This is a genomic window from Streptomyces sp. NPDC050433, assembly GCF_044458565.1.
GTDB lineage: Bacteria > Actinomycetota > Actinomycetes > Streptomycetales > Streptomycetaceae > Streptomyces.
The window spans coordinates 12,099-38,649 of the sequence record NZ_JBITIB010000040.1 but is presented as its reverse complement, the minus strand read 5'-3'; the positions used below and the strand labels follow the sequence as shown (position 1 = coordinate 38,649).

The 26,551-nt window shown below is 71.6% G+C and carries 21 protein-coding genes; 12 read left to right on the top strand and 9 right to left on the bottom strand.

Annotation, left to right across the window (positions count from 1 at the left end):
- Window position 1: 1 nt before the first annotated feature.
- The gene (locus ACIBLA_RS33960; protein ID WP_363239921.1) at window positions 2–418 is read right to left on the bottom strand and encodes a YciI family protein; all 417 of its coding nucleotides are present in this window, start codon (window positions 416–418) and stop codon (window positions 2–4) included.
- 296 nt (window positions 419–714) lie between these two features.
- Here ACIBLA_RS33960 and ACIBLA_RS33955 point away from each other — a divergent pair, with 296 nt between their 5' ends.
- From ACIBLA_RS33955 to ACIBLA_RS33945, 3 genes are read left to right on the top strand one after another with little or no spacing between them, the layout of a single operon-like run.
- A complete protein-coding gene (locus tag ACIBLA_RS33955; RefSeq protein ID WP_363239920.1) occupies window positions 715–1,461 on the top strand; it encodes an SDR family oxidoreductase in 747 nt (248 codons plus the stop codon).
- Window positions 1,462–1,513: 52 nt separating this feature from the next.
- Window positions 1,514–2,458, top strand: a complete 945-nt coding sequence (locus tag ACIBLA_RS33950; RefSeq protein WP_363239919.1) for an SDR family NAD(P)-dependent oxidoreductase — start codon at window positions 1,514–1,516, stop codon at window positions 2,456–2,458.
- A 34-nt stretch (window positions 2,459–2,492) separates the two neighbouring features.
- Window positions 2,493–3,212, top strand: a complete 720-nt coding sequence (locus tag ACIBLA_RS33945; protein WP_363239918.1) for a TetR/AcrR family transcriptional regulator — start codon at window positions 2,493–2,495, stop codon at window positions 3,210–3,212.
- Between the two features lie 8 nt (window positions 3,213–3,220).
- Here the strand turns inward: ACIBLA_RS33945 and ACIBLA_RS33940 are convergent, their stop codons facing one another.
- Window positions 3,221–3,940 (bottom strand): hypothetical protein, encoded by a 720-nt coding sequence (locus tag ACIBLA_RS33940; protein WP_363239917.1) that lies wholly within the window; start codon window positions 3,938–3,940, stop codon window positions 3,221–3,223.
- A 164-nt stretch (window positions 3,941–4,104) separates the two neighbouring features.
- Here ACIBLA_RS33940 and ACIBLA_RS33935 point away from each other — a divergent pair, with 164 nt between their 5' ends.
- From ACIBLA_RS33935 to ACIBLA_RS33915, 5 genes are all read left to right on the top strand, one after another.
- A complete protein-coding gene (locus tag ACIBLA_RS33935) occupies window positions 4,105–5,112 on the top strand; it encodes a hypothetical protein (RefSeq protein WP_363239916.1) in 1,008 nt (335 codons plus the stop codon).
- Window positions 5,109–6,035, top strand: coding sequence for a hypothetical protein (locus ACIBLA_RS33930; protein WP_363239915.1), 927 nt, complete (start codon window positions 5,109–5,111; stop codon window positions 6,033–6,035). The genes ACIBLA_RS33935 and ACIBLA_RS33930 overlap by 4 nt, the downstream gene beginning before the upstream one ends.
- 11 nt (window positions 6,036–6,046) lie before the next feature.
- Window positions 6,047–6,559 carry a hypothetical protein gene (locus ACIBLA_RS33925; RefSeq protein ID WP_363239914.1) on the top strand — a complete coding sequence of 171 codons (513 nt, stop codon included), beginning with the start codon at window positions 6,047–6,049 and terminating at the stop codon, window positions 6,557–6,559.
- Between the two features lie 76 nt (window positions 6,560–6,635).
- Complete coding sequence (locus tag ACIBLA_RS33920) at window positions 6,636–8,375, top strand: asparagine synthase-related protein (RefSeq protein ID WP_363239913.1); 1,740 nt, start codon at window positions 6,636–6,638, stop codon at window positions 8,373–8,375.
- Window positions 8,376–8,430: 55 nt separating this feature from the next.
- Window positions 8,431–10,245 carry a leucine-rich repeat domain-containing protein gene (locus ACIBLA_RS33915; protein WP_363239912.1) on the top strand — a complete coding sequence of 605 codons (1,815 nt, stop codon included), beginning with the start codon at window positions 8,431–8,433 and terminating at the stop codon, window positions 10,243–10,245.
- A gap of 21 nt (window positions 10,246–10,266) precedes the next feature.
- Here the strand turns inward: ACIBLA_RS33915 and ACIBLA_RS33910 are convergent, their stop codons facing one another.
- From ACIBLA_RS33910 to ACIBLA_RS33895, 4 genes are all read right to left on the bottom strand, one after another.
- Entirely contained in the window at window positions 10,267–10,881 is a 615-nt protein-coding gene (locus tag ACIBLA_RS33910) for a hypothetical protein (protein WP_363239911.1), read from the bottom strand.
- A gap of 82 nt (window positions 10,882–10,963) precedes the next feature.
- Window positions 10,964–12,127 carry an NAD-dependent formate dehydrogenase gene (locus ACIBLA_RS33905; RefSeq protein ID WP_363239910.1) on the bottom strand — a complete coding sequence of 388 codons (1,164 nt, stop codon included), beginning with the start codon at window positions 12,125–12,127 and terminating at the stop codon, window positions 10,964–10,966.
- Between the two features lie 118 nt (window positions 12,128–12,245).
- The gene (locus tag ACIBLA_RS33900; protein WP_363239909.1) at window positions 12,246–13,217 is read right to left on the bottom strand and encodes a LysR family transcriptional regulator; all 972 of its coding nucleotides are present in this window, start codon (window positions 13,215–13,217) and stop codon (window positions 12,246–12,248) included.
- A 115-nt stretch (window positions 13,218–13,332) separates the two neighbouring features.
- Window positions 13,333–14,115 (bottom strand): class I SAM-dependent methyltransferase, encoded by a 783-nt coding sequence (locus tag ACIBLA_RS33895; RefSeq protein ID WP_363239908.1) that lies wholly within the window; start codon window positions 14,113–14,115, stop codon window positions 13,333–13,335.
- 189 nt (window positions 14,116–14,304) lie between these two features.
- Here ACIBLA_RS33895 and ACIBLA_RS33890 point away from each other — a divergent pair, with 189 nt between their 5' ends.
- Both ACIBLA_RS33890 and ACIBLA_RS33885 read left to right on the top strand, forming a co-directional pair.
- Complete coding sequence (locus ACIBLA_RS33890) at window positions 14,305–15,588, top strand: sensor histidine kinase (RefSeq protein WP_399200832.1); 1,284 nt, start codon at window positions 14,305–14,307, stop codon at window positions 15,586–15,588.
- Window positions 15,585–16,259, top strand: coding sequence for a response regulator transcription factor (locus ACIBLA_RS33885; RefSeq protein WP_363239906.1), 675 nt, complete (start codon window positions 15,585–15,587; stop codon window positions 16,257–16,259). The genes ACIBLA_RS33890 and ACIBLA_RS33885 overlap by 4 nt, the downstream gene beginning before the upstream one ends.
- 40 nt (window positions 16,260–16,299) lie before the next feature.
- Here the strand turns inward: ACIBLA_RS33885 and ACIBLA_RS33880 are convergent, their stop codons facing one another.
- On the bottom strand, window positions 16,300–19,500 hold the full coding sequence (locus tag ACIBLA_RS33880) for a BTAD domain-containing putative transcriptional regulator (RefSeq protein ID WP_399200831.1): 3,201 nt from the start codon (window positions 19,498–19,500) through the stop codon (window positions 16,300–16,302).
- A 131-nt stretch (window positions 19,501–19,631) separates the two neighbouring features.
- Between ACIBLA_RS33880 and ACIBLA_RS33875 the strand changes: the two genes are divergently transcribed.
- On the top strand, window positions 19,632–20,555 hold the full coding sequence (locus tag ACIBLA_RS33875; RefSeq protein ID WP_363239904.1) for an NAD(P)-binding domain-containing protein: 924 nt from the start codon (window positions 19,632–19,634) through the stop codon (window positions 20,553–20,555).
- A 253-nt stretch (window positions 20,556–20,808) separates the two neighbouring features.
- Here the strand turns inward: ACIBLA_RS33875 and ACIBLA_RS33870 are convergent, their stop codons facing one another.
- Window positions 20,809–21,636, bottom strand: a complete 828-nt coding sequence (locus ACIBLA_RS33870) for a hypothetical protein (protein WP_363239903.1) — start codon at window positions 21,634–21,636, stop codon at window positions 20,809–20,811.
- Between the two features lie 5 nt (window positions 21,637–21,641).
- Complete coding sequence (locus ACIBLA_RS33865; protein WP_363239902.1) at window positions 21,642–22,031, bottom strand: hypothetical protein; 390 nt, start codon at window positions 22,029–22,031, stop codon at window positions 21,642–21,644.
- A gap of 65 nt (window positions 22,032–22,096) precedes the next feature.
- Here ACIBLA_RS33865 and ACIBLA_RS33860 point away from each other — a divergent pair, with 65 nt between their 5' ends.
- Window positions 22,097–26,551 (top strand): CHAT domain-containing protein, encoded by a 4,455-nt coding sequence (locus ACIBLA_RS33860; protein WP_399200830.1) that lies wholly within the window; start codon window positions 22,097–22,099, stop codon window positions 26,549–26,551.

Sequence of the window (26,551 nt, the reverse complement as noted above, 5' to 3'; positions counted from 1 at the left end):
CTCAGGCATCGGTCGCCGGCTCGCCCTGGATGGGGCGGATGACCACCGGGTAGAAGGGGGCACCCTCGGGCTGGGGACACGCCGCGACGCGCGCGGCGATCTCGGTGACCCGTTCCAGGCTCGCGCAGTCGAGCACCCAGTAGCCGGCCAGCAGCTCCTTCGTCTCGCCGTACGGTCCGTCCGTGATCACCGGCTTGCCGTCCTTGCCCGCGCTGACGAAGCGGGTCTCCGAGGGCGCGCCGAGACCGTTGGCGTCCACCAGTTCGCCGGACTCGGCGAGGTCGTTGTTGACCTCACCCATGAAGGCGAACATCGCTTGCAGGTCCTTCTCGCTCCAGGCCGCGCTGTGCTCGGACGCCTTGCCGGTCATCGCGTCGTAGTCGGCCTGCGAACCCTGGACCATCACCAGATACTTCATGACGTCGCTCCTTATTCCGTGCTGTCGTCCCTTGTGGGCAACTCTCACAGGGGACGTCGGAGCCGATGACGGGTTCTCGACAGCTTGCGGGATTTTTCTTTCGAATCACTCGGTCGGACTCGGTGGGACTCAGTGGGCTCGGTGGAGTGATCGCGTAGCGGGCGGCTCGTGGTGCCGTGCGTAGCGATGTTACAGAAGAAAGTAGCGACGCTACGTCGATCGTGTTAGCGTTGTTGTTGTCGGGCGGCGAAGACCGCTATCCGGCATCCGGTATCCGCTACCCAGGGAGCAGCGTCATGAGCGAGCAGCCGAGCACAACTCGTCGAGTGGTGATCGTGACCGGAGGGTCCCGCGGGATCGGCCGGGAGAGCGCGGAGCGCCTGGCGGCGGACGGACACGTCGTTGTCGTCAACTACGCGGGGAATCAGACCGAGGCGGAGGCGACGGTGGCCGCCATCACCGAGGCGGGCGGGACGGCCATGGCCTTCCGTGCCGATGTGGCCGACGAGGTCGCGGTGTCGGCGCTCTTCGACGCGGCGGAGAAGGCCTTCGGGGGTGTGGACGTCCTTGTGCACGCGGCGGGTGTCATGTCGGTGACGCCGCTGGTCGATACGGAGCTGGAGGCGCTGGACCGGATGCACCGCACCAACATCCGAGGCACGTTCGTGGTCGACCAGCAGGCAGCGCGCCGACTGCGGAGCGGCGGGGCGATCATCAACTTCTCCAGCTCGGTGGTGGGCCTGGCCTTTCCGGGATACACGGCGTACGCGGCCAGCAAGGGCGCTGTCGAGGCGATGACGCTGATCCTGGCCAGGGAGCTGCGCGGACGCGACATCACCGTGAACGCGGTGGCGCCCGGACCGACCGCCACCGCCCTGTTCCTCGACGGCAAGGACGAGGAGACCGTCGCGAAGCTGGCCTCCCAGGCGCCGCTGGAGCGGCTCGGCCGTCCGGAGGACATAGCCGAGGTCGTCTCCTTCCTCGCCGGACCGGCCCGCTGGGTCAACGGCCAGGTTCTGCGTGCCAACGGCGGCATCGTCTGAGCCGCGCGCGACCGCCGCGTCCTTCGATCGATCGAGAAGTGGAGTTCTGTTCATGGATGACACCGCGAAAACCATCGTGATCACGGGTGCCGGTTCCGGTTTCGGAGCGCTCGCCGCGCGTTCCCTCGCCCGCGCCGGGCACACGGTGTACGCCGCGATGCGCGACACCACGGGCCGGAACGCGGACCGGGTCGCCGAGGCGCGGGCGTACGCCGACGGGCACGGAGTGGACCTCCGCACGGTGGAGCTGGACGTGCTCTCCCAGGAGTCGGCCGACGCCGCCATAGCCACCGTGCTTGCCGAGGCCGGCGGGCTCGACGTGGTCGTGCACAACGCCGGCCACATGGTCACCGGGCCCACCGAGGCGTTCACGCCCGAGGAGCTGATGGCCGTCTACGACACGAACGTGCTCGGCACCCAGCGCGTCAACAGGGCCGCACTGCCTCATCTCCGCGCCCAGCGGCACGGGTTGGTCGTGTGGATCGGCTCCACGTCCAGTCGCGGCGGCACGCCGCCGTATCTCGCGCCGTACTTCGCCGCGAAGGCCGCCATGGACTCGCTCGCCGTCTCGTACGCGGCGGAGCTGGCCCGGTTCGGTATCGAGACCAGCATCGTGGTGCCCGGCGCCTTCACCTCGGGCACCAACCACTTCATCACCGGCGGGCACCCGTCCGAGCAGAGCGTCGTCACCGCTTACGAGGAGCGGTACGCCGGTCTCATGGACCAGGTCGCGCGGCGCCTGGCCGACCTCGCGCCGGCCGACGCCGACGTGTCGCAGGTCGCCGACGCCATCGTCGCCGTCGTGGACGCCCCTCACGGCGAGCGGCCGTTCCGGGTGCATGTGGATCCCGCGAACGACGGCTCCGAAGAGGTCAGCCGGGTCGCGGACCGAATAAGGGCCGAGTTCCTCACCCGTATCGGCCTGGACGACCTCCTCACTCCTCACGCCGCCGCCCCTCACGCCGCCGTTCCTCGTGCTGTCGCTCCTCATGCGTAACAGCGCTACGAAGCCCTTGATACGGTCGTCGGCCATGAGCACACGCGCGAGGATCCTGGAAGTCGCGGCCCGGCTGGTCGCCGAGTCGCCCAACGGGGACGTCTCCACGCGGGCCGTGTGCGACGCCGCGCAGGTGGGTGCCCCGGCGCTCTACCGGTACTTCGGGGACAAGGAGGGGCTGCTGTCCGCCGTCGTGGACTACGGCTTCGACAGGTATCTGGAGACCAAGCGGCAGCGCGCGCCGGAGGACGATCCGATAGAGGATCTGCGCAAGGGCTGGGACAGCCATGTGGAGTTCGCGCTGGACAACCCGAATCTGTACCGGCTGATGTACTCCCCCGCGATGCGTACGCCGCCGGCGGCGGCCCTGGAGTCCCACGAGATCCTCACCAGGGATCTGCGACGGGCGGCGGCGGACGGCAAGTTGCGGCTGGCGCCCGAGGCGGCTGCCCAGGTCGTCATGTCGGCCAACGTCGGGGTGGCGCTGATGCTCGTCGCCCGTCCCTCGACCTTCACCGACAGGGACACCTCCCGGCGGGTGCGCGACGCCGTGCACGCCACCGTCTTCACGCCCGACGTGACGGCGGCGGAGGAGGGCGGCACGCGGACCACGGGCAGGACGCAGCTGCCCGCGGCGGCGGCTCAGTTGAACGTCCTGCTGGGGCGCTCGGCGGAGTCGGGGCTCAGCACCGCGGAGATGGCCCTGATGACGGAATGGCTGCGCCGGCTCTCCACGACGTCCGCGACGTCATAGAGGTTCTGTCAGGCGGGCAGATCGGCACATGTGTCCGACGCGGGGAGTTCGTCCGCCAGGAATACCGTCTGCGCCATCATCTTGAATCCGGACATCTTCTCGCGGAATGTCTCCACGGATTCCTCCGGGTGGACGGAATCGATGACCGCGTGCTCGCCGACGGCGTTGAACTGGTGGCTCACCCCGCGCGGGATCTGCATGTCCACGAACGAGCAGGGCGGCACGACCAGGTTGTAGCGCGTGCGCTCGACACCCGGCGGGGTGTCGGGCAGCGCGTCCTCGAAGGACCCCAACGAGAAGGGAGTTACGCCGGTGACACAGGTGATCTCGAACGGGGAGAGGCTGCTCACCCGGATCCGGGTGTCCGGGCCCGTCATCATCCGCACGAATCGCAGACCCGTGTGCATATGCATGCGGGAGCAGACGCCGCGCTCCTCCACATTGTAGAAATCCATCAGATAGCGGTCGGCGAAGAAGTCGTCGAAGGGGGCTTCGAGCATATAGACGTCGCCCTCCTCGAAGGTCTGGAAACGGGTTATCCCATCCTCGTTCCGCGTCGTCGCCGATTCGCTTCTCTTCGCGTCTCTCACGACCTTGGTGAAGGCATTCACCACGGCCAGGGCGATGTCTTCGGGCAGTTGGAGGACGGGTGTGACGACATTCCTCGCCGCGTCCCTGAATTCCGCGACGTCATGGACCTCGTTCTCGGCGTTCGCCTCGCGTTTCATTCGTGTACGGGAATTGGACATCTAAATCAAGCTCCATCGTCTAGGATCTGTCCGTTCGACATAACGAAACCATGCGCTTCTCAGGGCAGTTGGAGGGGGCCGCCGTGATCTGCCCGCACTGTGCGAAAGACCTTCGCTACCGAGAGCGAGGGGGCGGGACCTGCTTGGCCTGCAAGCGTGCGTTCGCTCTCGAACCGAAGGAGAACTCGCTCCGCCTGCACGACGTCCGGATGCGCAAGCTCATCGAGAAGCTCACCGACGGCGGAGGACTGCGCTACACGCCCACCCAGCTCTGGTACGCCGCCGCGCGCAACCGCACCCCCGCGGGGGGCACTTCGTACGGATGCGTCTTCATCGGCTCCGTCGTGGCGACGGCCTTCGTCTCGTGGTTGGTCATCGGCATCTCCGAGTTCGATCCGGAGGTGACGCGGGCCACCATCGCGCTCGCACTGGTCTTCCTGGCGCTGGTCGTCCTGCTGACCGTCCGTGCCTCCCGTCGCGCGAAGCGGACCGGCACCGTCGATGTGGCGATGCCGCTCGACCGCTTCCGGACCTCGGTCATCGACCGCTGGACCTCCGTCTACAGTCGGCCGTTCGGGCTGATGGACGAAGGAAGTGTGCAGATCCCCGTGAAGCCCGACGACGGGGCGCCGAGGCTGGTCCTTCTCTGCCCGGACCGCGATGTGCTGGCCTGCCTCGCTCTGAACGGTGCGCACACGACGCACTCGCTCGCGCTGGCGCAGTCGCTGGACCAGCTCCGGGCGATATCCACCGGCCCGACAGCGGCCGGGGGGCCGGGTGTTGTGGGGATAGTCCTGCATGATGCCAGCCCGGCGGGGCTCGCCTTCGCCGCAGCGACCAGAGCCGCGCTCGGCGGCCGGGTGGTGGTCGCCGGGATGCTGCCGCGCACCGTGATGGACAAGGCGAGCGCCGTACGGCTGCGGAAGCCGCTGGAGCGCCGGGACCTGGACGCCATCCGTGCGTCGTCGGTGCTGACCGCGGCGGAGACCGAGTGGCTGAACCGTGGCTGGTGGTCCCCGCTTGCCGCCGTGCCGCCGGCGAAACTGCTGACCGTGGTCGCGCGGGCGGTGGACCGGGCGGAGGGGATGGCAGACCCGGACCGGGGGCGTGCGCAGCAGGTCGGGTTCCTCACCTGGCCGACGGCGTCATGAGGGACGCGGGGCGGGACGAGCACGCGGTGCCCGTCGGGCAGCTGCGGCAGGCGGTCCTCGACCGGGTGCTGCGTACGGCGGCCGAGAAGGCCGGCGCACCCGGACAACTCCGCTTCACCGAGCGGCAGTTGTACTACGAGGTGTGCCGGGTGCTGCAACCGTGGCACCGGGCGCCCCGGCGCACACACTTCACCTCGGCACCCGCGCTGACGTACGACGCGTACCGGGCCGCGCTGCGCCGGCACGGCCCGGAGTCGGTGGACGGCCTGCTCCCGCCCTTCGCGCCCACGCCCCGGCAGGTGGCGGGGCGGCACACCCCGGAACCCGACCTGTTCGACTACGGTCTGCCGAGGCTGCTGGTGTGCGAGTCCGACGACATCGCCGCCATGCTGCGGGCCAACGGGGTACCGATGGAGTCGGCCTGCCCGGTGTACGGATCCTCCGAACTGCCCCTCGATCCGGGTGTGTTGAGGATGCTCGCGCTGGCCGAGCGGGCGACGGTCTATCTGCTGCACGACGCCAGCGCGTACGGGCTCACCTTCCCGGCCCGGTTCGCCCGGTCCGTCGACGTGCCGGACGGGGTGCGGGTCGTCCCGCTGGGGCTGCGGCCACGGCAGGCGGGCGCTCTCCATCTGGTCCACGGCCGTGGACCGGCGTACGCGGCCGTGCCCGCTCACGGTCCGGCCCCGTTCGTCGTCGGCGGTGCCGGTGTCGCCGCCGGTCCGGGGCTCGCGTTCGCGCTCAGCCGCCGCGAGCGCGACTGGCTGCGGCGCGGCAGATTCGTGGAACTGGCCGCCGTGAACCCGGCGTCACTGATCCGTACGGTGCACCGTCTCGTACGGGAAGTCCGCCCGCCCCGCTCGCAGTTGACCGAACTTCGTCAGGTACGCCGGGCGGGTTTCCTGAGCTGGCCCACCGCATGAGAGGAACCGCAGTGCCGCAGCCGCAGAGGCGGGAGATCACCTACACCGACGAACTGCTCGCCGACCGCACGGTCCACCGGCGCTACTCGGACACCCGTCAGGAGTGGCGCAGCCCGGTCGGCGGAGCGAGCGGGCGCGTCGTGCGGTGGCGGGACGAGAGCGGTCGCTCGGGCACCGACGAGCTGCTGGGACGCCGGATCGTGAAGCGGGTGTACGAGGACGGGCGCCGGACGATCTACGGCAGGGAGGCCGGTTACGGCCGGACGCTGTGGAGCGACGGGGTGCTGACGGTGAACCGGACGTCGTTCGGCGGCCGGCTGGGCACCGTCCTGGGTGCGGTGGCCGCCGGTGCCGTCATCGGAGGGCTGACCATGCCGCCCTCCTCCCTCTCCCCGGAAGAGGAGGAGGAGCTGCGCAGGCAGGCCGAGGCGAGTTCGTCGAGCGGCGACGGCGGGGGCTCCGGCGACGCGGGCTACGGGGACTGGGGCGACGGCTCCGGCGACGGGGACGACGACTTCGGCTGAGCGCGGGCGGGGTGCGGGCGGAGGCGAGGGTGCGCGGGTTGCCGGGGAGCTGGGATCAGGGAAGAAAGGAGGCGTGATGTCCCGCTGGTGTGCGTGTCTGACCGCTGACGACCCGGCCGGGCAGGTGACGGCCATGGGCGGCCGTCCGCTGCGGACGGCGCGAGGCTGTCATGCGCTCGGCCTGCTCGACGGCCCCGGCGCCGCCGCGGGGCCGTACCGGGTGGGTGACGTGCAAGCGATCGGCGAGGTCACGCTGCACAACGCGCCCGAACTCCGTTCCCGGCTCGGCGCGGACACCGTTCCCGGTGACTGCTCCGACGGTGAACTGCTCCTGCGCGCGTACGTCAGGTTCGGGGCCGCCGGACTGGCCGCCGCCGACGGCATGTTCGCCCTCGCCATCGCCGAAGGGGACGAACTCGTCCTCGTACGGGACCACATGGGCGCCCGCACGCTCTTCCACGCCCGCGCGGGCACCGGCGACCGCGTCGCCTGGGCGGCCTCCACCTCCCTGCGGGCGCTCCAGCGCTGGCCCGCGCTGGACACCGGGCTGCATCTGCCGGCCGTCCGGTCGTTCCTGACCTTCGCGTATCTGCCCGGCAGGGAGACCCTGTTGCGCGGGATACACGAGGTGCTTCCGGGGCGGTGTGTACGGCTGAAGCCGGACGGTTCCGTGGTGGAGGAAACGTACTGGGAGCCCGCGGAGGTGGCCGACGAACGTTCGGCGGCCGACCACGCGCGGGAGCTGCGCGAGTTGCTGGAGTCCGCCACAGCGCGGCGGCTGCCGGCCGCCGAACCGGTCGGGGTGCTCCTCTCCGGCGGAGTGGACAGCAGCCTGGTCACCGCGCTCGCCGCCAAGCTGCACGACCAGGCCGTCCGGTCGTACTCGATCAGCTTCGGCGGCGACGCCCCGAACGAACTCGCCTACTCCGGGCTGGTCGCCGCCCACTGCCATACCGAGCACCAGGTGCTCACCGTCCCCGGTGAGGCGGTCGCGGCGCGGCTGCCGGAGACCGTCGCGCTGCTGGACAGCCCGGTCGGCGACCCGCTCACCGTGCCCAACCTGATGCTCGCCGAGGCGGTCGCGGCGGACGGTATGAGCGTGGTGCTGAACGGGGAGGGCGGCGACCCGGTGTTCGGCGGCCCCAAGAACCTGCCCATGCTGATCCACGAGCTGCACCGGGACGAGGGGGGTGTGGACTCACGGGCGCGGGCCTACGTCGACTCGTACCGCAAGTGCCACGGTGACCTGCCGGTGCTGCTCACGCCCGATGTGCTGGCCGAGCTCGCGGACGCGCCGCCCGTCACGGACCTGCTGGTCCCGTATCTGAGGCAGGGTCAGATGACCAGCCTGCTCAACCAGTTGCTCCACACCAACCTGCGGACCAAGGGCGCCCACCACATCCTCACCAAGGTGGAGCGCATCACCGCGTCCCAAGGGCTGGAGGGCCGCGCCCCGCTGTTCGACCGGGCGGTCGTCGACCACGCGTTCCGGGTGCCGCCCCGGCTGAAGCTCGCCGGGACGAGCGAGAAGTGGATCCTGAAGGAGGCGGTACGGGACCTGCTGCCGCCGACGATCGTGGACCGGCCGAAGAGCGGAATGCGGGTGCCGGTCCAGCAGTGGCTGGACGGACCCCTGCGCGAGCTGGGCCACGACCTGCTGCTCGGCAGGTCGGCGCGGGCCCGTGGGCTGTTCCGTGAGGACACGATCCGGTCGTGGCTACGACAGGAGGGGACGCTGCTGCCGCGCCAGGGAGGCAAGTTGTGGCTGGTCCTGACGTTGGAGCTGTGGCTGCGTTCGTTCGAGGTGAAAGCGTAGGGGCCGGGGGCCCGAGTGCCTGTGCTGTCGGACTCGGCGCCTATCCTGCGGTGGCATGACCACATCCCGCTCACGCGAACTGGATGACCTGCGCGGGCTGCTGGCCATCGTCAAGGCGCCGCAGGCCCGTAAGGTCGTACGTGAACTGCTCGTCCGAGGCGCCGACGCCCCGGCCGTCGACCCCGGTGAGGCCGTCGCGCTCGCCGCGCGGTTCGCCGCCGTCGGGCAGCCGAGCACCGACGCGCTCCTGAAGCTGTGGCCCAAGGTCGCCGACCCCGACGGCTTCGCCGAACTCCTCCTCGTCCCCGCCTACGCGCGGGAGAACCGCACCGATCTCAAGGTGAGCAAGGCCGTCCCGGAGGGGCTGCGGCATCTCGCCCCCGTCCTGCGCACGCTCCATCTGGACCGGTGCGCCGGGCTCACCGATCTCGCGCCGTTCGCCGAGTTCACGTTCACCCGGCTCATCAGCCTTGATCTGGGCGGCTGTTCGGGCATCGACGATCTCACGCCGCTCGCCGGACTCACCGCCCTGGAGAGCCTGCGTCTGCACCGTTGCCGCAAGGTGAAGGACATCGCCCCGCTGCTGGCACTGCGCGCGCTGCGCCGGCTCGACCTCAGCATGACGGGCGTCGCGTCCGTCACCGGACTCGGCGCCGCACTGCCCGACCTGGAATCCCTCAGCCTCCAGGGCTGCCGGGGTCTGCGCGACATCCACCCGCTCAGCGGTCTGCGCAGGCTCGCCACGCTCGACCTGGGCTGGACCGGCATCAAGGATCTGTCGGCCCTGACAGATGTCGGCGCGGTCACCGAACTGGACCTCACCAGTTGCGCCCACCTCACCACCCTCAAGGGCATCGACGCCATGCCCGGCCTGCGTGTGCTGCGGATGGATAAGGTCCGCCGCCTCAGGTCGCTCGACGGCCTCGGCCACCACCCGGACGTCACCGAACTGGTCCTCACCGAGTGCGTCGAACTCCGCGACCTGCGGGCCATCGCGGGCCTGCCCGGCCTGGTGAATCTGGAAATCGCCGACTGCGAACGGCTCACCTCCGTCGCCGGGGTCGAGGCGCTGACCGCACTCGACCTGCTCAGGGTGCGCGACTGCACGGCCCTGTCCGACTTCTCGTCACTGGCCGGCGCCCCTGCGCCCCGCCGGCTGTTCCTGACGAACGTCGACGGCGGACCCGACCTCGGTTTCCTGCCCGAACTGCCCGGCGTGCGCGTGCTGTTGATCGACCGCTTCCGGACCCTGCGTACGCTCGACGGCGCGCCGGACCTTCCCGACCTGCGCGTACTCGACGTACGGCACTGCCCCTCTCTGGCCGACCTCGGCAGGGTCGGCGATCAGCCTCGGCTGCGGCAGGTGCGGATATTCGGGGGCGAGGTCCTGCACGACCTGACCGGCCTGGCCGGCCGGGCGCCGCTGGCCGATCTACGGCTGGAGGGCGTAGGGCAACTGGAGTCGCTGGACGCCCTCGCCGGCTCGCCCACCCTGCGCAAGATCACGATCGAGTCGTGCGACCGGCTGAAGCCACCGCCGATGGGAGGGATGAAAGAGCTGCGCGAGCTGGAGTACCGGTATCAGGCATGGCCGGACTTCGACTTCCTGACCGGCAGCACGTCGATCGAATCGATCAAGGCCTACTCGCTCGGGCTGCTCGACGTCTCCGCGCTCGCCGGGCTGCCCACTCTGAGCAAGGTGGACTTCCGGCTCTCCTCGACCACCGAGTTGGCGACGTTCGCACCGCTGCTGGAGATCAGCGGACTCACGCACGCCGTTCTCAGTGACTACGTCGCCCGGCGCGTGCCCGACGGACGGGAGGTGCGGGCTGAGTTGCTGGCCCGCGGGGTCAGCTCGTTCTCGTTCTGAGCGCTTGGGCCAACGACGCTCTCACTCCTCCTGCGCCCTCGCCCACGCGAGGTAGTCGGCCACCACCTCGGGCGGGTTCGCGGTCTCGGCGAGATCCGGCTCGTATCCGGCGCGGTACATGTCGAACGGCACGATCGGTACGGGGCGGCCGAGGACTTCGGTGAGTTTTCCGCTCGCGTGCAGATGCCGCGCGAGGTCGAGGCAGGCGTCGTCGAAGTGCGCCGTCAGGAGTTCGTCCCGCGCGCTCTGTTCCTCGCCGTCGGCATCCTCGTGGTCGGATTCCTCGTACCAGAGCCCGAGTTCCTTGATCTCGGCCAGGTGCAGGGCGGCTCCGGCCGGATCGTCCGTCGGTTCGGGACCATGGCCGACGATGCCCGTCGTCTCGTCCAGCAGCCAGTACGCGTAACTCCACCGCACCTCGCCGGGATCGGAGCCGGGATCCCGCTGCGCGGCCAGTACGCGCCGTACCTCGCTCTCGGTGTTGTAACCGATCGCGAGGTACGGGTGGCGGCTGTCGAGCGAGTCGTGCCGCCAGATCCGGAACGAGATCACATAGATCTCGGCCCTGAGCGGTGCCGGAACCGCCTCCAGCGCCCGCTCACCCGCCCGCCGCATGTGCTCCTGGAACGCCGTCATGGCGCGCACGATCGCACATCGCGGACAGCGGAATCCCGCCGGGGCCTGTCGGGGGCCGCCGGGGCTCGCCGGGCCCCCGGACTCAGCCCTCCTTCGTGGAGTACGAGTGCGCTCCCGTGCCGGCCAGCGCCCCGCCCTCCACGATCAGGTACTCGTCACGGATCGGGTTCCCGGCGAAGTACGACTCCAGGATCTCCCGCGTACCGGCCGCGTATCGCGCCTGCGCCGAGAGCGACGACCCCGATATGTGCGGCGTCATCGCGTGGTGCGGCATGGTGCGCCACGGGTGGTCGGCGGGCGCGGGCTGCGGGTACCAGACGTCGCCGCCGTACCCCGCCAGCTGACCGCCCCGCAGCGCGCGGTCGACGGCGTCGCGGTCGACGATCTTCGCGCGGGCGGTGTTGATGAGGTACGCGCCGCGCTTCATGGTGCCGATGAGCTTGTCGTCGAACAGGCCCTCGGTCTCCGGATGCAGCGGCGCGTTGATGGTGACGACGTCGCAGTGCGGCACCATCGCGGCTGTCGACTCGTGCCAGGTGAGGTTCAGCTCCCGCTCGACGGCCTCGGGCAGCCGGTGGCGGTCGGTGTAGTGAAGCCCCACGTCGAAGGGGGCGAGGCGGCGCAGGACGGCGAGCCCGATACGGCCGGCCGCGACCGTACCGACCTGCATGCCCTCCAGGTCGTACGAGCGCTTGACGGCGTCCGCTATGTTCCAGCCGCCGTCGAGCACGATCTGGTGCGAGGGGATGAAGTTGCGTACGAGGCCGAGCACCGTCATCACCACATGCTCGGCGACGCTGATGCTGTTGCAGTACGTCACCTCCGCGACGGTGACGCCGTGCGCGATGGCGGCGTCGAGGTCGACATGGTCGGAGCCGATGCCGGCGGTGACGGCGAGCTTCAGGTTCTTGGCGGCGGCGATACGTTCCGCCGTCAGATAAGCCGGCCAGAACGGCTGGGAGATGACGATGTCCGCGTCGGCCAGCTCGCGGTCGAAGACCGATCCCGCGCCCTCCTTGTCGGACGTGACGACGAGGGTGTGGCCGCGGCTCTCCAGGAAGGAGCGCAGGCCCAGCTCACCGGAGACGCTGCCCAGCAGCCGGCCGGGGGTGAAGTCGGTGCCCTCGGGGGTGGGGGTGGTCTGGCCGCCGGGGTAGTGGTCGATGACCGGGAGGTCGTCGCGGGCGTAGGTGGTGGGCTGTCCGTCGGTCGGGTCGTCGTAGAGCACACACAGGATCTTGGCCATGGGGTTGCGGCTCCTCGTCCGTTGCTGCTGCGGGAGTGCTTCGGAAGGTGCCTCTTACGGTGGGTCCTGGCGTCGGGCCCTGGCAAAGCGATCTTCTCTATGCCGGGATAGACGCGGACTATCGTTCCGGGGCGGGTGGTTCGGGTTTCGGCTCTGATGTGGTCGCCCGCGTGAGGTGCGTGTCGAGCAGGCTGTCCAGCACTTCCCGTACGCTCAGCCGCCGCGCGGTCTCCAACAGCGCCTTCGCCAGCACCGGTTCGGGGCTGCGGTCGGCGATGACCAGGCCGACGCGCGGGCCGTGCACGGGGTGCTCCAGCGGGACCACGCGCATGGTGCCGGGGACGCCGAACATGTGCAGCCAGGCGTGCGAGATCACGCTCGACCAGCGGCTCGCCGCCATGTGCGTGTACAGGCCCGCCACGGTGTCGGTCTCGATGGCCGGGGTGACGCTCGCGCCCTCGGCGGCGAAGTACTCGTCCATGATGCGGCGATTGCGCATCTGCGGCGACAGCAGACAGAGCGGCAGCCCTGCGACCTCGGACCAGCGCACCGACCGCCGCTCGGCGAGCGGGCTGTCGTGCGGGGTGAGAAGCAGATACCGCTCCTCGTACAGGGGCGTCCTGCGTACCTGCCGCAGGCTTTCGTCGTCCAGATACGTGAGCGCGATGTCCAGCTCGAAGGAGGTCAGCCGCCGTGTGATGTCGCGCGACGACAGCGTCTCCAACGAGACGCGGACGAGGGGATGCTGCTCACAGAACGGCGTGGTCAGCAAGGACGCGGCGGTCAGCGCGGTGGGGATGGCGCCCAGCCGCAGCCTGCCGGTGAGACCGCCCCGCATGACCGACAACTCATGGTGCAGCGCGTCGCGTTCGGCGAGGATCCGGTGCGCCCAGAGCAGTACCCGCTCGCCCTCGGGCGTCAGCCCCTCGAAGCGCCGGCCGCGCCGCACGACGGGCACGCCCAGTTCGTGCTCCAGCTTGCGTATCGCGGCGGAGAGCGAGGGCTGCGAGACGAAGCAGGCGTCGGCGGCGCGCGCGAAGTGCCGCTCGCGGGCGAGCGCGACCAGATACTCCAGCTGCCGCAACAGCACGCCGACCCGCTCCCCCTCCGTCTTCCACCGGCATCGTGCCGGTCCCGGCCATCCTCACCCACGGGGAGCGGTTCGGGTACGGGTGTGCGGGCGCGGTTACGGTACGGCGGCGTGGTTACCGGACGGGGCCGTGGGTGACGCGGATCTTGGACTGGCCGTGGGGGAGGTCTTCCCAGTCGGTCATGAAACGGGCCGACAGGCCGTGGCGTTCGGCCAGGGTGATCAGGGTCTCCGTGCGGTAGTAGAAGTCCTCCCGCAGTACCTGGTGTTCCTTGCCCTCGGTGCGGTCGAAGGTGAAGTCGAACCAGCCGCCCGGCGCCAGCACCCGGCCGACGTGGGCCAGGCATTCCTCGATCACCGGGAGCGGTGAGTGCGAGAAGACGCTGTGGGCGTGGACCACGTCGAAGTGGGCGTCCGGGAGGAAGCTCAGCTTCAGGTCGCGGACCGGGGTGAGGGTGGGGAGGCGGGGCTGGAGGCCCTGGCGGACCAGGGTGTCCTGGGCGGCGGCGAGTATGTCGGGGGAGATGTCGATGCCGTAGTAGTGCCCGGCCTCCAGGTGGTCGATGAACCGCCAGCCCGCGCGGAGATTGCCGCAGCCGATCTCCAGCATCCGGTGCTCGGGGCGCAGTCCGTGTCCCAGCAGGTAGTCGAACTGCATGGAGCCGAGGGCCAGCCACCGTTCACGGCTGCGGCTGCCGACCGCCGCGTCCGGGTCGGCGCGGGTGTCGGAGCGCATGACCGCGCGGTAGTACGAGATGTGGTCCGGCCAGCGGTAGCGCAGCCAGGTGTCGCGGGCCGCGCGGGCAAGATGGCGGGGCGCCCGGTTGGGGTGGCGGAGCGCGTAGGCGATGCGGTGGCCGAGGGCGGCGCGGTTGACGGTGACGTTCTTGGCGGGCATGTGGCGATTCCCTACGTGCGTACGGGCCGGCTGGCCGGGGTGTTGTCATCAGCCTCGGGGCGGCCGGGGCGCGGCGGTACGGCGAACCGGCCCCCGTTCGCGAGCGGTACGGGCGACAGCCGTGTCGACCGATCGGCTGATGCGGGACCGTGGCGGGCACGCTAGGACTGATGGGTGGGGTGACCACGAATGAACGACGACCAGGGGCTGAGGGGCAGGCGCGTGACGGAGACGACGGTGGCCGATCCCGACCGGCGGTGGCTCACGGCCGTCCTGGACGCCGCGTTCGTCCTGCTTCTGGGCGCCTCACTCGCGCGCTATCTGATCCGGCACGAGGGCGGGACATACACCGGCTGGGTCGTCGGGCTGTTCGTGGTGTTCGGGGGGCTCTATCTCGTCGGCCGGTTCCTGGCGCCCGCGCCGTCTCCGGGTACGCGGCCCGACGCCCGCTATCTGGCGTGGGTGGCGGCGGTGCTGGCGGTCTGGGTGGTGCTGCTCGCGCTCGCGCCGAGCGCGGCTTGGTGCGCGATGCCGCTCTTCTTCACCGGTCTGCACACCTTGTCGACGCGGACCGCCGTGTCGCTCGCCGCCGTACTGACCCTGCTGGTTGTGGCGTCCAAACTGCGTTTCGCGCAGGACGAGTTCGACCCCAACGCGCTGCTCGCCCCGCCGGCCGTCGCCGCGGTCGGGACCGCCGTACTGATCCATCTCAAACGCCAGGCCGGCCGGCAGCGCGCGCTGATCGACGATCTGGTCCGTACGCGCCGTGACCTCGCCGCCACCGAGCGCCGGGCGGGGATCCTCGCGGAGCGGCAGCGGCTGTCCACCGAGATCCACGACACTCTCGCGCAGGGCCTGTCGAGCCAGCAGATGCTGCTCCAGGCCGCCGAACGCGTCTGGCGGGCGGACCCGGACGCGGCACGGGGCCATGTGCGGGACGCGGGCGAGATCGCGTCCCGCAGTCTCGCCGAGGCGCGCCGGTTCGTGCACGACCTGGCCCCGGCCGACCTGGCCGAGCGCACGCTCGCCCCGGCGCTGGGCGCGCTCGCCGAACGCGAGAGCGGCGGCGGGCTGACCGTGGTCTTCCGGCTGGACGGCACGTTGGGTCCGCTGCCCGAACGGATGGAGGCGGCGCTGCTGCGTATCGCGCAGGGGGCGTTGGCCAACGTACGCGAGCACGCCGGGGCGACGCGGGCGGCGCTGACCCTGACCTGCCTGGACGATCAGATCTCCCTGGACATCGCCGATGACGGACGCGGGTTCGCGGTGGCCGCCGGGCGGCCGGGGCGCGGGCACGGGCTGCCCGCCATGCGGGTGCGGGCACGGCAGTTGGGCGGCACGCTCACCGTGGAGTCCGAGCCGGGGGAGGGCACGGTGGTGTCGGCGGCCGTTCCCCTCGTGCACACACCCGGCGTGCGCACACCCGGCGTGCGCACACCTGTACTCGACAAGCTCGGAAAGGCCGTGTCATGAGCGCGAGCGCACCGGCGTCCACAACTCCCGTACGGCTGCTGCTGTGCGACGACCACGCGGTGGTACGCGCCGGACTGCGCGCCCTGTTGTCCAGCACCGACGGCATCGAGGTGGTCGGCGAGGCGGGCAGCGGAGAGGAGGCGCTGGCGACGGCGGCGCGGGTGCGACCCGATGTCGTACTGATGGACCTCCAGCTCGGTGGCGAGGGCATGGACGGCGTGGCGGCCACCAGGCAGTTGCTCGCGGGCGGGGCGTACGGCCCTCCGGCCGGGGGCCCGCCGCGTGTGCTCGTGCTCACGATGTTCGACACGGACGCCGACATCACCCGTGCCATCGAGGCGGGCGCCACGGGTTACCTGCTGAAGGCGGAACAGCCGGACGAACTCTTCGCCGCCATCCGCGACGCGGCGTCCGGCCACACCGCGCTCTCGGCGCCGATCGCGAACCGTCTCCTGGCCCAACTGCGCAGCCCGCGCCCCGCCTTGTCCGAACGGGAGCTGGACATACTCCAGCAGTTGGCACGCGGCCTGGGCAACCGCGAGATCGCCCGCGCGCTGTTCATCAGCGAGGCGACGGTGAAGACCCATCTGGGCCGTATCTACGGCAAGTTGGGGGTGGACACCCGGTCGGGGGCGGTGGCGCTGGCGAAGGAGCGGCGGCTGCTCGCCTGACCTCGGTCGGCGGTCCGGACGGCGTTGTGCCACGAAGGCGTCACCACGTTACGGCGTCGCCGATGCCGGCCCGCGCCGCCTCCATGTCCAGCAGCGCACCTCGTTCGAACTCCGCGTCGAAGCCCGCCACCCCCAGCGCCCCGCGCGCCACGCCCGAGACGCGGTCCACGTCCCGGCGTTCGGCGGGCGGCAGCGGCGCACCGACGGAGTCCCGCGCTGCCGCCGCCATGCCCAGCAGCCTCGCGGACTCCCCGTACCGGCCGGCTGCGGCCCGCGCACCGGCCAGCCCCTCCACCGCCAGGGCCACGGCCCTCGGGTCGCCGAGTTCGCGGGCGGCGTCGAAGCCCTCCAGGTGCAGGGTGCGGGCGGTCTCCGCGTCGCCGCGCAGTTCGGCGACGAAGCCCAGCTCCGCCAGCGCCAGAGTGATGCCGGGGCCGTAACCCGCCTCGCGGAACCAGGACAGCAGCCCGCGCATATGGCGCTCGGCGAGGTCGAGGTCGCCTTCCTGGCGTGCGCCGAGTCCGAGGCCGAGTTCGGCGTCGACCTCGCCGGATCTGAAGTTCTGTTCGCGCGCCAGCTTGAGGGCCCGCTGGTGGAACGCGCGGGCCCGCCCGTGATCCCCCGTGAGGAGATGGATCCTGCCGAGACCGGACAGTCGCTTGGCGGCCTCGGTCCAGAGCCCGAGCTGTTCGGCGATGGCCAGCCCGTCGCGCTGGAGGCGGGCGGCGTGCTCGTAGTCGCCGGTGATCTGGCTCAGCGCGGCCAGCGGGAACACGGTCTGGAGCCGTCCCCACCGGTCACCGGTCTCTTCGAAGAGCCGTGCGCTGCGTTCGCCGTCGCGCCGTACGGCGTCGAGGTCGCCGCGCGCCATCGCGTGCCGGGCCCGTACGCTCAGCGCCGCCGCCGTCCCCCAGGGATCGCCGAGGGTGTGGAACGCGTCCAGGGACCGGTTCACCAGGCTCTCCCCGGTGGCGACGTCGCCGGATCCCATCTGCGCGAAACCCAGGAACCACAGGGCGGTGGCACGGTCACGGGGGTCGTTGATCCCTTCCGTGGGCTCGTACTCTGTGGTCTCGTACGCGGAATCGCCGGACTCCCCTTGCAGCAGGGCGATTCCGGCCCGCCACGCCGTGGCAAGGGCGCGATCAGGCGTCGGTGCGGGTACGGCGGTCAGCGCCGAGTCCAGGAAACGCCGGGCCTCCGCCGGCCGGCCGCGCAGCACCCAGTACCAGGCGAGCGCGTTCACCGTACGCAAGGCCCGTTCGCCGGCCCCGTGCCGTATGGCGAAGTCGAGCGCGTCCCGCAGATTGTCCGCCTCGCCGTCCAGTCGCTCCAGCCAGTGCCGTTGCTCGGGCCCTCGGAGCAACGGTTCCGCCTGGCAGGCCAGTTCGGTGTAGTAGCGGCTGTGCCGTTCCCGTACGGTGTCGAACTCGCCCGCCGCGCGGAGCTGTTCGACGCAGTACGCCTTGACCGACTCCAGCAGCCGGTAGCGGGGACCTTCCGGCTGGTCGGAGAGCACGACCAGGGACCGTTCCACCAGGCGGGCGATCAGGTCGAGCACATCGGCCGACGGCACGTCCGCCGACTTCTGGTCGCCGCCCCCGCAGACCGCCTCGGCCGCCTCTAGGGTGCAACTCCCGCTGTGCACCGCCAGTCTGCGCAGCACGACGCGCTCGGTCTCCGTGAGCAGACCCCAACTCCAGTCGATCACAGCGCGCAGGGTCCGCTGACGGTCGGGCGCGTTCCGGGGGCCGACGGCCAGCAGTCTGAACCGGTCGTCCAGCCGGGCGACGAGGCCGTGTACGCCGATGGTCCGCACCCGCGACGCGGCGAGTTCCAGTGCCAGCGGGATGCCGTCGAGACGGCGGCACAACTCGGCGACGGCCTCGGTGTCCTCCCTCCCCCCGTCGCCGGCGCGGGCCGTGAACAGCGCGACCGCGCTCGGCAGGGGGAGCGGCGGCACCGCCCACACCTGCTCACCGCTGAGGGAGAGGGCTTCCTGACTGGTCGTCAGCACGGTCAGACCGGGCGCGTGCGGGAGCAGCGCGGCGGTCAGTTCGCCGACCGGGTCCACGACGTGCTCGCAGTTGTCCAGGACGAGCAGCAGCCGCCGCTCGCCCAGCGCGTCGGCCAGCCGACGGGCCGGGGACAGCGGCTCGCCCGCACCGTCCCCCTCCTGGATGCCCAGGACCCTCATGACGGCCTCGGCCACCGCGTTCACGATGTCCGGATCGGCGTGAGGGCCCGGCGAGGGTGCGAGCGCGGCGAGTTCCACGAGCCACACGCCGTCGGGGTACGCCTCCGCGGACCGCCGGGCGACCTCCACGGCCAGCCGCGTCTTGCCGACCCCGCCGGGGCCGGTGAGAGTGACCAGCCGGGCGGCGGCCAGCAGGTCGCGCACGCTCGAAGCGGCCCCTTCCCGGCCGACGATCTCCGTGAGGGGGGTGGGCAGATTCGTCCGGACGGAGGGCCGGGAGTCGGTGGCGCCGAGCGCCAAGTCCTGTCGCAGCACGGCCTGTTGGAGCGAGACCAGCTCACGTCCGGGCTTCAGGCCCAGCTCGTCGGAGAGCCGGCGCCGAAGGTCCTCGTAACTCTCCAGCGCCTCGGTCTGGCGCCCCGCGCCGTACAGCGCGCGCAGATGTACGGCGCGCAGCCGCTCCCGGAGCGGGTGCGCGGCGACGAGGCCGCCGAGTTCACCGGCCAGCTTCGCGTGCTGGCCCAACACCAGCCGTACCTCAGCCTGTTCCTCCAGCGCCGTGAGCCGCGCCTCCGCCAGGCGGCCGGTCTCCGCGAGAGCGAACGGCTCACCGGCGAAGTCCGCGAACGCCTCTCCGCGCCACAGCCCCAGCGCCTCGGACAGCAGCTCCGCCTTCGTACGAGGTACGGCCTCGGCCCGCGCCCGGTCCAGCAGCGCGGTGAATCTGCCCGAGTCGACGGAGCCGGGGCCGCTCCGCAGGAGATACCCCGAGGCCCCGGCCACGGAGACCACCAGATCCCGCCCACCCGGCTCGGCCCGCTCCAGCGCGCGCCGCAGCTGCGAGACCTTTCCCTGCAACGTGTTGCCGGGGTCGTCCGGCAGCGCCGCCCCCCACAACTCGTCCACCAGCCGGCCGACGGACACGGCGCGCCCAGGATCCACCAGCAGGTGGGCGAGCAGGGCACGGACTTTGGCGCCGGGGATCGGAACGGGATCGCCGTCCGCCGTCCACACGGCCAGCGGACCGAGCACCCCGAATCGCATACGCGTCACCCTAACGCGGCTGCTCACCGCCCCTGTCGGAGCGGGCGACAGCCGATCGACAGGGGACCGACAGCCCGGCTCGGCAGAGTCCTTCCTGTCGCACCGGACACCACGACAACGGGAGAAACCCCATGACCGCCGAGCCTCTGATGACCACCGAGCCCGCACCGCGGACCGCGCGGTCCGCCCCGAAGCCCGACCTGCCCACCGTCACCGTGATCGGTCTCGGCAACCTGGGCCGCGCACTGGCCGCCGCCTTCCTCGGCCACGGCTACCGCACCACAGTCTGGAACCGCTCCCCGGCCAAGGCCGACGACCTGGTCACCCGAGGCGCCAACCGGGCGGCGACGGCCGCCGAAGCCATCGCGGCGGGGGAACTCGTCATCGTCTGCGTGCTGGACTACGACACGGTGCGACAGATCCTCAGCCCCGCCGCCGACGCGCTGCGCGGCCGGACCCTGATCAACCTCAGCTCCGGAACCCCGGAGCCCGCCCGCGAGTTGGCGGCCCTCGCGACCGGACACGGCGCCGACTATCTGGACGGGGCGGTCTACGCCGTACCGCAGACGATCGGAACGCCGGACGCGTTCGTGCTCTACAGCGGCTCGTCCACCGTCTTCGAGACGTACCGCGAGCAACTGAACCTCCTCGGCGCCCCCACCTTCGTCGGCACCGACCCCGGCCTGGCATCGCTCCACGACATCGCGCTGCTCAGCGGCATGTACGGCATGTTCGCGGGCTTCTTCCAGTCGGTCGCGATCGCCGACTCGGCCCGGATCAAGGCCACGGACATCACCAGCCTCCTGGTCCCCTGGCTGAACGGCGCGGCGGCGGCGCTGCCCGGCTTCGCGGCCGAGATCGACTCGGGCGACTACACGACGGAGACGTCCAACCTCGACATCAACGCGGTGGGCCTGACGAACATCCTGACGGCCACCAGGGCGCAGGGCCTCGGGGTGGACCTGCTGACTCCACTCCAGAGGCTCCTCGAACGCCAGATCGCCGAGGGCCACGGGGCGGCGAGCCTTTCCCGAGCGATCGAATCACTGCGATAGCGATCCGGTGCCGGTGGTCGGTGGTCGGTGGTCGGTGGCTGGTCAACTGCCCAGCAGGCGCTGGAGTTCGTCCAGCGGCAGGCGCGTGCCGGGATCCGCGACGTCCCCGGCGAAGCGGATCCCTTCGGCCGCGAGGGCGTCCGCCTGCGTGTCGGTGCGACCGGGGTCGGGCCAGCGGAATCCGGCGCACAGGGCGCAGGTCGCCCAGTGGGTGCCGACCGGGACCGACCGGATCCCGCCGTCGGCGTGGGCCTCAACCCGCCGCCGAACCCGCCGACGCCGGCGGCTCGTCGGCCCGCAGCGCGAACACCGCCTCCGTCGTCCGGCACAGCGCCTCCACCGCGCGGCGCAGCGACAGCCAGCCGGTCAGCCAGAGCACCACCCCGACCGCCGCCGCGGGCCACCACCAGGCGCCGAGGATCGTGAACGCGACGCTCCACGCGAGGGCTTCGCACGCCGCGTCGTACGCCGCGCGCGTGTCGCTCAGCGCGGCGCGAGGGGTGTCCTCCGCCGCGAGCAGCAGCTTGGTCCACTCGCTCGCGATGTCGGTCCCGGTCTCCTGCTCGACGCGCGCCTCGGCGGCGCGGAACCGGTCGCCCGACCAGGTGGGGGAGCTGGGCCTGGCCGTCCCCGTACGGGCCCTGCGGGCGTCGAGCCGGTCGGCGCGAAGCTCCCGCCCGGCAGCGCGGGCGCGCACGGACCGGGCCCCGAGCTCGTCGGGGTGCGCCCAGCGCCGTACGCGCAACGCGGTCACGCGCCGGGCCACCGGCATCAGCCACCAGGGCCAGGCACCCGACGCCAGCGCGCCGATCGCGCCCCCGGCGAAGGGCACCGCGAACGCCGCCGCCACGATCGCCACCGCGACGAGTACGAGGGAGGCGACGCCGTCGGCGGACAGTCCGCCGCTCAGGCGCAGCGCGCCGGCGATGCCTTCGCGGGCGAGCCCGAGATCGTTCCAGTGGCGCTGGCCGAGCTGCCCGCCGCCGACGATCGCGACCACGACGAACAACGCGGCGGGCAGCAGCCGTCGCAGGAACCACCCGTCGGGTATGCGCTTCTGGAGTTCGACGAGCAGTTCCACCGTGCTCAGCCCTCCACGAGACGCATCGGCCGGCCGGCCAGGGCGCAGGTCGGTGTACGGGGCGGGGCCCCGCCCTTCCGTAGATCCACCCGGCCGCAGCGGTCCGTGGGGCAGATCCAGCCGACGGACTGAGGCGCCGGTCCGGACAGCCAGTCGCCGACCCCCATCGTGGAGCGCAGACCGATCCCGCCGGGGATCCCGGCCGCCTCGGCCGCGTCGTGCAACGCGCGTACGGCGTCCCGCCATTCGCCGGTGGCGGGGTCACCGTCCCGCACGGTCGCGAACGGCGCTTCCCAGCGCGCCGGACCGATCAGGTCGCGCAACGCCTCGGCATTGCGGCACAGATATTCGACGGCGTCCTCGTACAGCCTCCGCGCTTGCTCCCCATCGCCCATCGCAGACTCCCAAACCCCCGCGAACCACTGCCCCCTGACGTCGAATCAGCCTAATCTAGGGAACGATGACCGAGCTTCGGGAACGAGTGGTCGCCCGCCTCGTATCGGCTCAGAACGCCCAGGATCAGGCGGGGTTGCGCGGGCACGACGTGGTGAGCGACGCGCTGGCGCTCCTGCGCGAGGCCGCGCCGTCGCCCCAGGAGGCGGTGGACCTGGAGTCCGTCGCCGATGTCTTCTGGACCTTCTGGTTCCGTCACGAGGGTCCCGAGGACCCGGACGCGCAGCGGAACGTGACCATCGCGCTGAGCGCCTTCGGCTTTCTGTATCCGAGAGTGCCCGACGCCGGGGGGCTTCCGCAGGAGTTGCGGGACAGCTTCGACCCGGCCGACGCGGCGCACGAGACGCGGTTCGAGCACCTGGTCAGCTCGGCGTACGGCGAGGCCGCGCTCAACGCGCCCGGTCTGACGGAGCCCGGCCGGCTCGACGCCCTCGACCGCGCGATCGCCTGGTCCGACACGGCACAGCACTATCTGCCGGCCGGCCACGACGGGTTCGTCGAGCTGGCGCTCCACGCGCTGGTACTCCACACGGCGCGCTTCCAGCTCGCGGCCGACCCGGACTCGCTCGCCGTCGCGGCACGGAACGCGGCGGCGGTGTGCGAGCGGCTGCCGCACATCGATCCCGGCGTCATCGGCCCGGCGGGCGCCGACGCGCCCGCGCTCGCCCTTGGCACGGTGCTGGACGCCGCGCGGCTGCTCGGCGACCCGCCGATGTCCGAGGTCGAGCGCATGGTCCTGCTCGTACCGGACGGGGTGCACACGCCCGAAGTTGCCGAGGCGTTGAACTTCCTGCGCCAGGTGCACGCCGAACCGGTGGGCTGGCCGGGGGAGTTGGACCTGCGCGCGGGTCACGCCATCATCGACGCCGGTACGCGCGAGCGCGACGCGGGCCGGATCGCCTGCGGCGTACGACGACTGCGGGCCGCCCTCGTCCGTACGCCCCCCGGCCATCCGGCTCGCGCCGCGGTGACCATGAGCCTGAGTCAGGGGCTCGACGCCCTCGCCATGGAGCGCGGCGACAGTGACGACGCGCGGGAGGCGGCGCGGGAGGCGGCCGAACTGCTCGGCACCGTCGAGGCGGCGGATGTCGAACTCCTCACCGATCTGGCTAAGTTCCACGATCCGGAGAACGAGAGTGACTACGCGCCGCTGCTCGACGGCATCGTGGCACAGCTCAGGGAGCGGGCGGCGCGCGAGGGCGGGCCCCCGGACATCGACGTCGAAATCCTCGCTCTGGCACACGCCGTCGGCGCCACCGCGGACGCCGACGCGGGAGCGGAGCCCGTACCCGTATCCGTCTCCGAGGAACAGATCGCCCGCTACCGCGCCGCGCTGGCGTCGCTGCCCTCCGACCACCCGCACCGCTACGCGTACGTCGCCGTCCTGGCCGCCCTCACGGGAACGCGGGCAGCGGCCCTGCGCGAGACCGAAGGCGCCGACGCGGCGATCCGGGCGGAGCAACTCGCCACCGAGGCAGCGTCGTTGACCGACGAGGCGGTGTCCGGCGCCCCGGCAGGCTTCCTGCCGCTCGGACTGCTGCGACAGGGCCACTTCGACTTCGCACTGTCGGTCGCCGTGGCGTCGATCTCCACCGGCGCACCGGACGACGCACCGGACCCGGAGCTGGTCAGGGTGGTCTCCCTGGTGTCGCGCATCGACGGCATGAACTTCATCGACCCCGACCATCTCGACACCAACATCGAGGTCCTGCGGGAACTGCTGGCGGAGACGGAGGAGCAGCCCGCCCTGCGCGCCTCGCTCGCCGCCGGGCTCGGCAGCGCGCTCACCGCCCAGGGGGTGGCCAACAACGCCGTTCCGGCCGATCTCGACGAGATCGTCCAACTGCTGCGCTACGCACGCGCGCACGACTCCGGACTCGGTGAAGCCGTCGATCAGCTCCTCGCCTCCTCACTCACGACCTGGTCGACCATGAGCTTCGACCGGGAAGCGGCGCGAGAGGCGTCCGCGCTGCTCGCCGCGGCGGCGACAACCGAGGGACCGCCCGCCGACGCCGCCCTGGTGGTGTCGACGCTCCATACCGAGGTGCACGCCGCCTTGCAGAACTACTTGCTCGGCCATGAACCGGGCCAACTCGTACGCGCCCTGGAAGCGGCGCGGCGGCTCAAGGAATTCACCGCGGATCCCGGCTCCGGAGCCGGGGACGACCTGCCGGGGCTCGACGCGATGGGCGACATCTACATCGACCTGATCGAGACCATGGGGCCGGGCGGTGGCCCGAAGTACGACATCACCGACGCCGAGGTCGATCGGTGCCGCAGGACGTTTGCCGGGTGTCCCGTCGGCCACCCGATGCGGCTGATGGCCGGGACCAACCTCGTCCGGGCGCTTGCGCAGCGAGCCACCGCGATTCACAGCGGCGCCCCTGAGAGCGCGACGGGGGTGGGGGGTCTCGTGGGTGAGGCGGCCAACCTGGTCGACGCCCTGGTGGAGGAGACTCCCGACGGCTGGGCCGACATGATGCGCTTCTTCGTCGGCCTCGTCGCCGGTCTGGTCCTGGGGGGAAGGGGCGACCGACCCGGGCAGTCCCCCTCTGACGGGCGGACAGAGACCGAGACCGAGGCCGAGGGCTTGGCGGGGGCTCCGGCCATGCCGTCGATGAAGCTCTTCGAGGTCGCCCTGCAGCGTCTGCGAGACAGCCTGCCCGGCTTGATCGACCCCATGGACCCCACCGCCCGGCACCGCCCCGTCCTCCCGGCCTGGCTGCGGGCGCACGGGGAGATCGGTGAGGCGGCCGGTGCCGTGAAGTGGGGAGACACGGAGACCGCCCTGACCCATCTCGAAGCGGCGGTCGAGTCCATGGCCGAGATCACCGACCGGGGCAGCGACCAGGAGTCCGCCGAGTTCGGTCTCGGCGCGTTCGAAGGGGACATCCGGGCGGTTGTCGAGCTGGTCCTCCTCCAGGCCCTCGGCCAGGCGGGCGCCGACCGGATGGACGAGCTGACGGCAGCCGTGGAAGAGAGCATCAGGGTGATCGAGGAGGAGCGGCGTGTGCCGGGCTCCATGCCCGACGTCGGCAGCTACTTCCGTACGGTCGCGGGGCCCGCCGTCGACCGCGCCGCGGCAGTACTGGAGCGCGGGCGGGGGCTGTTGCTGTCACGGCGGATCGAGGCCCGCGCGGATCTGGGCGAACTGAGTGCCGCGCACCCCGAGTTGAGCCGGGAGTTCGAGCGGCTGACCGACCAGCTCACCACCGAGTCCGATCCCGGCTCCGCCCCCACCGCCGGCCACGCCGAGTGGTTTCGGCTCGCCAGGCTCCGCGCGTCGCGCGAACTCGACGAGCTGGTCGAGGGCATCCGTACGCGACCAGGGTTCGACGGCTTCCTGCGCCCGCTCTCCGCCGAGCAGTTGCGCGCGCTCGCGGCCGACGGTCCGATCGTCGTGCTGAACCACGCGCGGATCCGATGCCAGGCCCTGGTCGTGACGGACCGGTCCATCACCGCCCTCGTCCTCGAAGCCGGGTCGGACGAAATCGCCGACGTCGCCCGGCGCATGCGCGACGCGGTCGACGCCATCAACGCGCAGGGCACGTCGCGGCCCTCCCCCGTACAACTCGTCGCCGCCGGGGCCACGATCCGCCAGACGCTCGCGTGGACGTGGCACAGGATCGTGCGCCCCGTCCTCGAACTCGCCGGGTCGTGCGACCCGGTCCCCGGCGCGGGCGTCTGGCCCCGGATCTGGTGGGTGCCCACCGGCGCCTTCAGCACGCTGCCGCTGCACGCGGCGCAGTGCACGCTGCCCGACTGCGAACTGGACGGCTGCGGCGCCGCGTTGGACGTGGTGATGTCGTCGTACGTCCCCGGGTTCCAGACTCTGGCGTACGCGCGCAGCCGGGCCGAGCACCGCGACGGGGCCGACAGCGGCAGCGCCCTGCTGGTCGCCTCACCCGAGGAGGAGCTGCCCGGCGTCGCGGCGGCGGCCGGCTACGCCGCCGGGCTGCTCGGCGCACGCGAGCCACTGGTCGGCGCCGCCGCGACCCGCGAGGCCGTGCTGGCCGCGCTCGGCGCCACCTCCTGGGTGCACTTCGGCTGCCACGCGGCCACCGACCCGGCGGAACCCTCCGGCGCCCTGCTCCATCTCCCGAACGGTGAACCGCTGTCGGTCCTGGAGATCTGCCGGACCCGGCCCCGGTCGGCGCAGCTCGCCTTCCTCGCGGCCTGCGGCACCGCGCGTACGTCCGAGCGGCTGTCGGACGAGGCCATCCACATCACCAGCGCCTTCCTGCTCGCCGGTTTTCCCACGGCCGTCGGAACGCTCTGGGAGATCGACAGCACCCACGCGGACCATGTCACCCGCGACTTCTACCGCCGTATGACAGACGACGGTACGACCACGGCGCCGACGGCCTCCGCCCACGCCCTTCACCACACGGTCCGTGAACTGCGCCGCCGGATCCCGGACCGCCCCCATGTCTGGGCGGCATACGTCCACGCGGGCACGTAG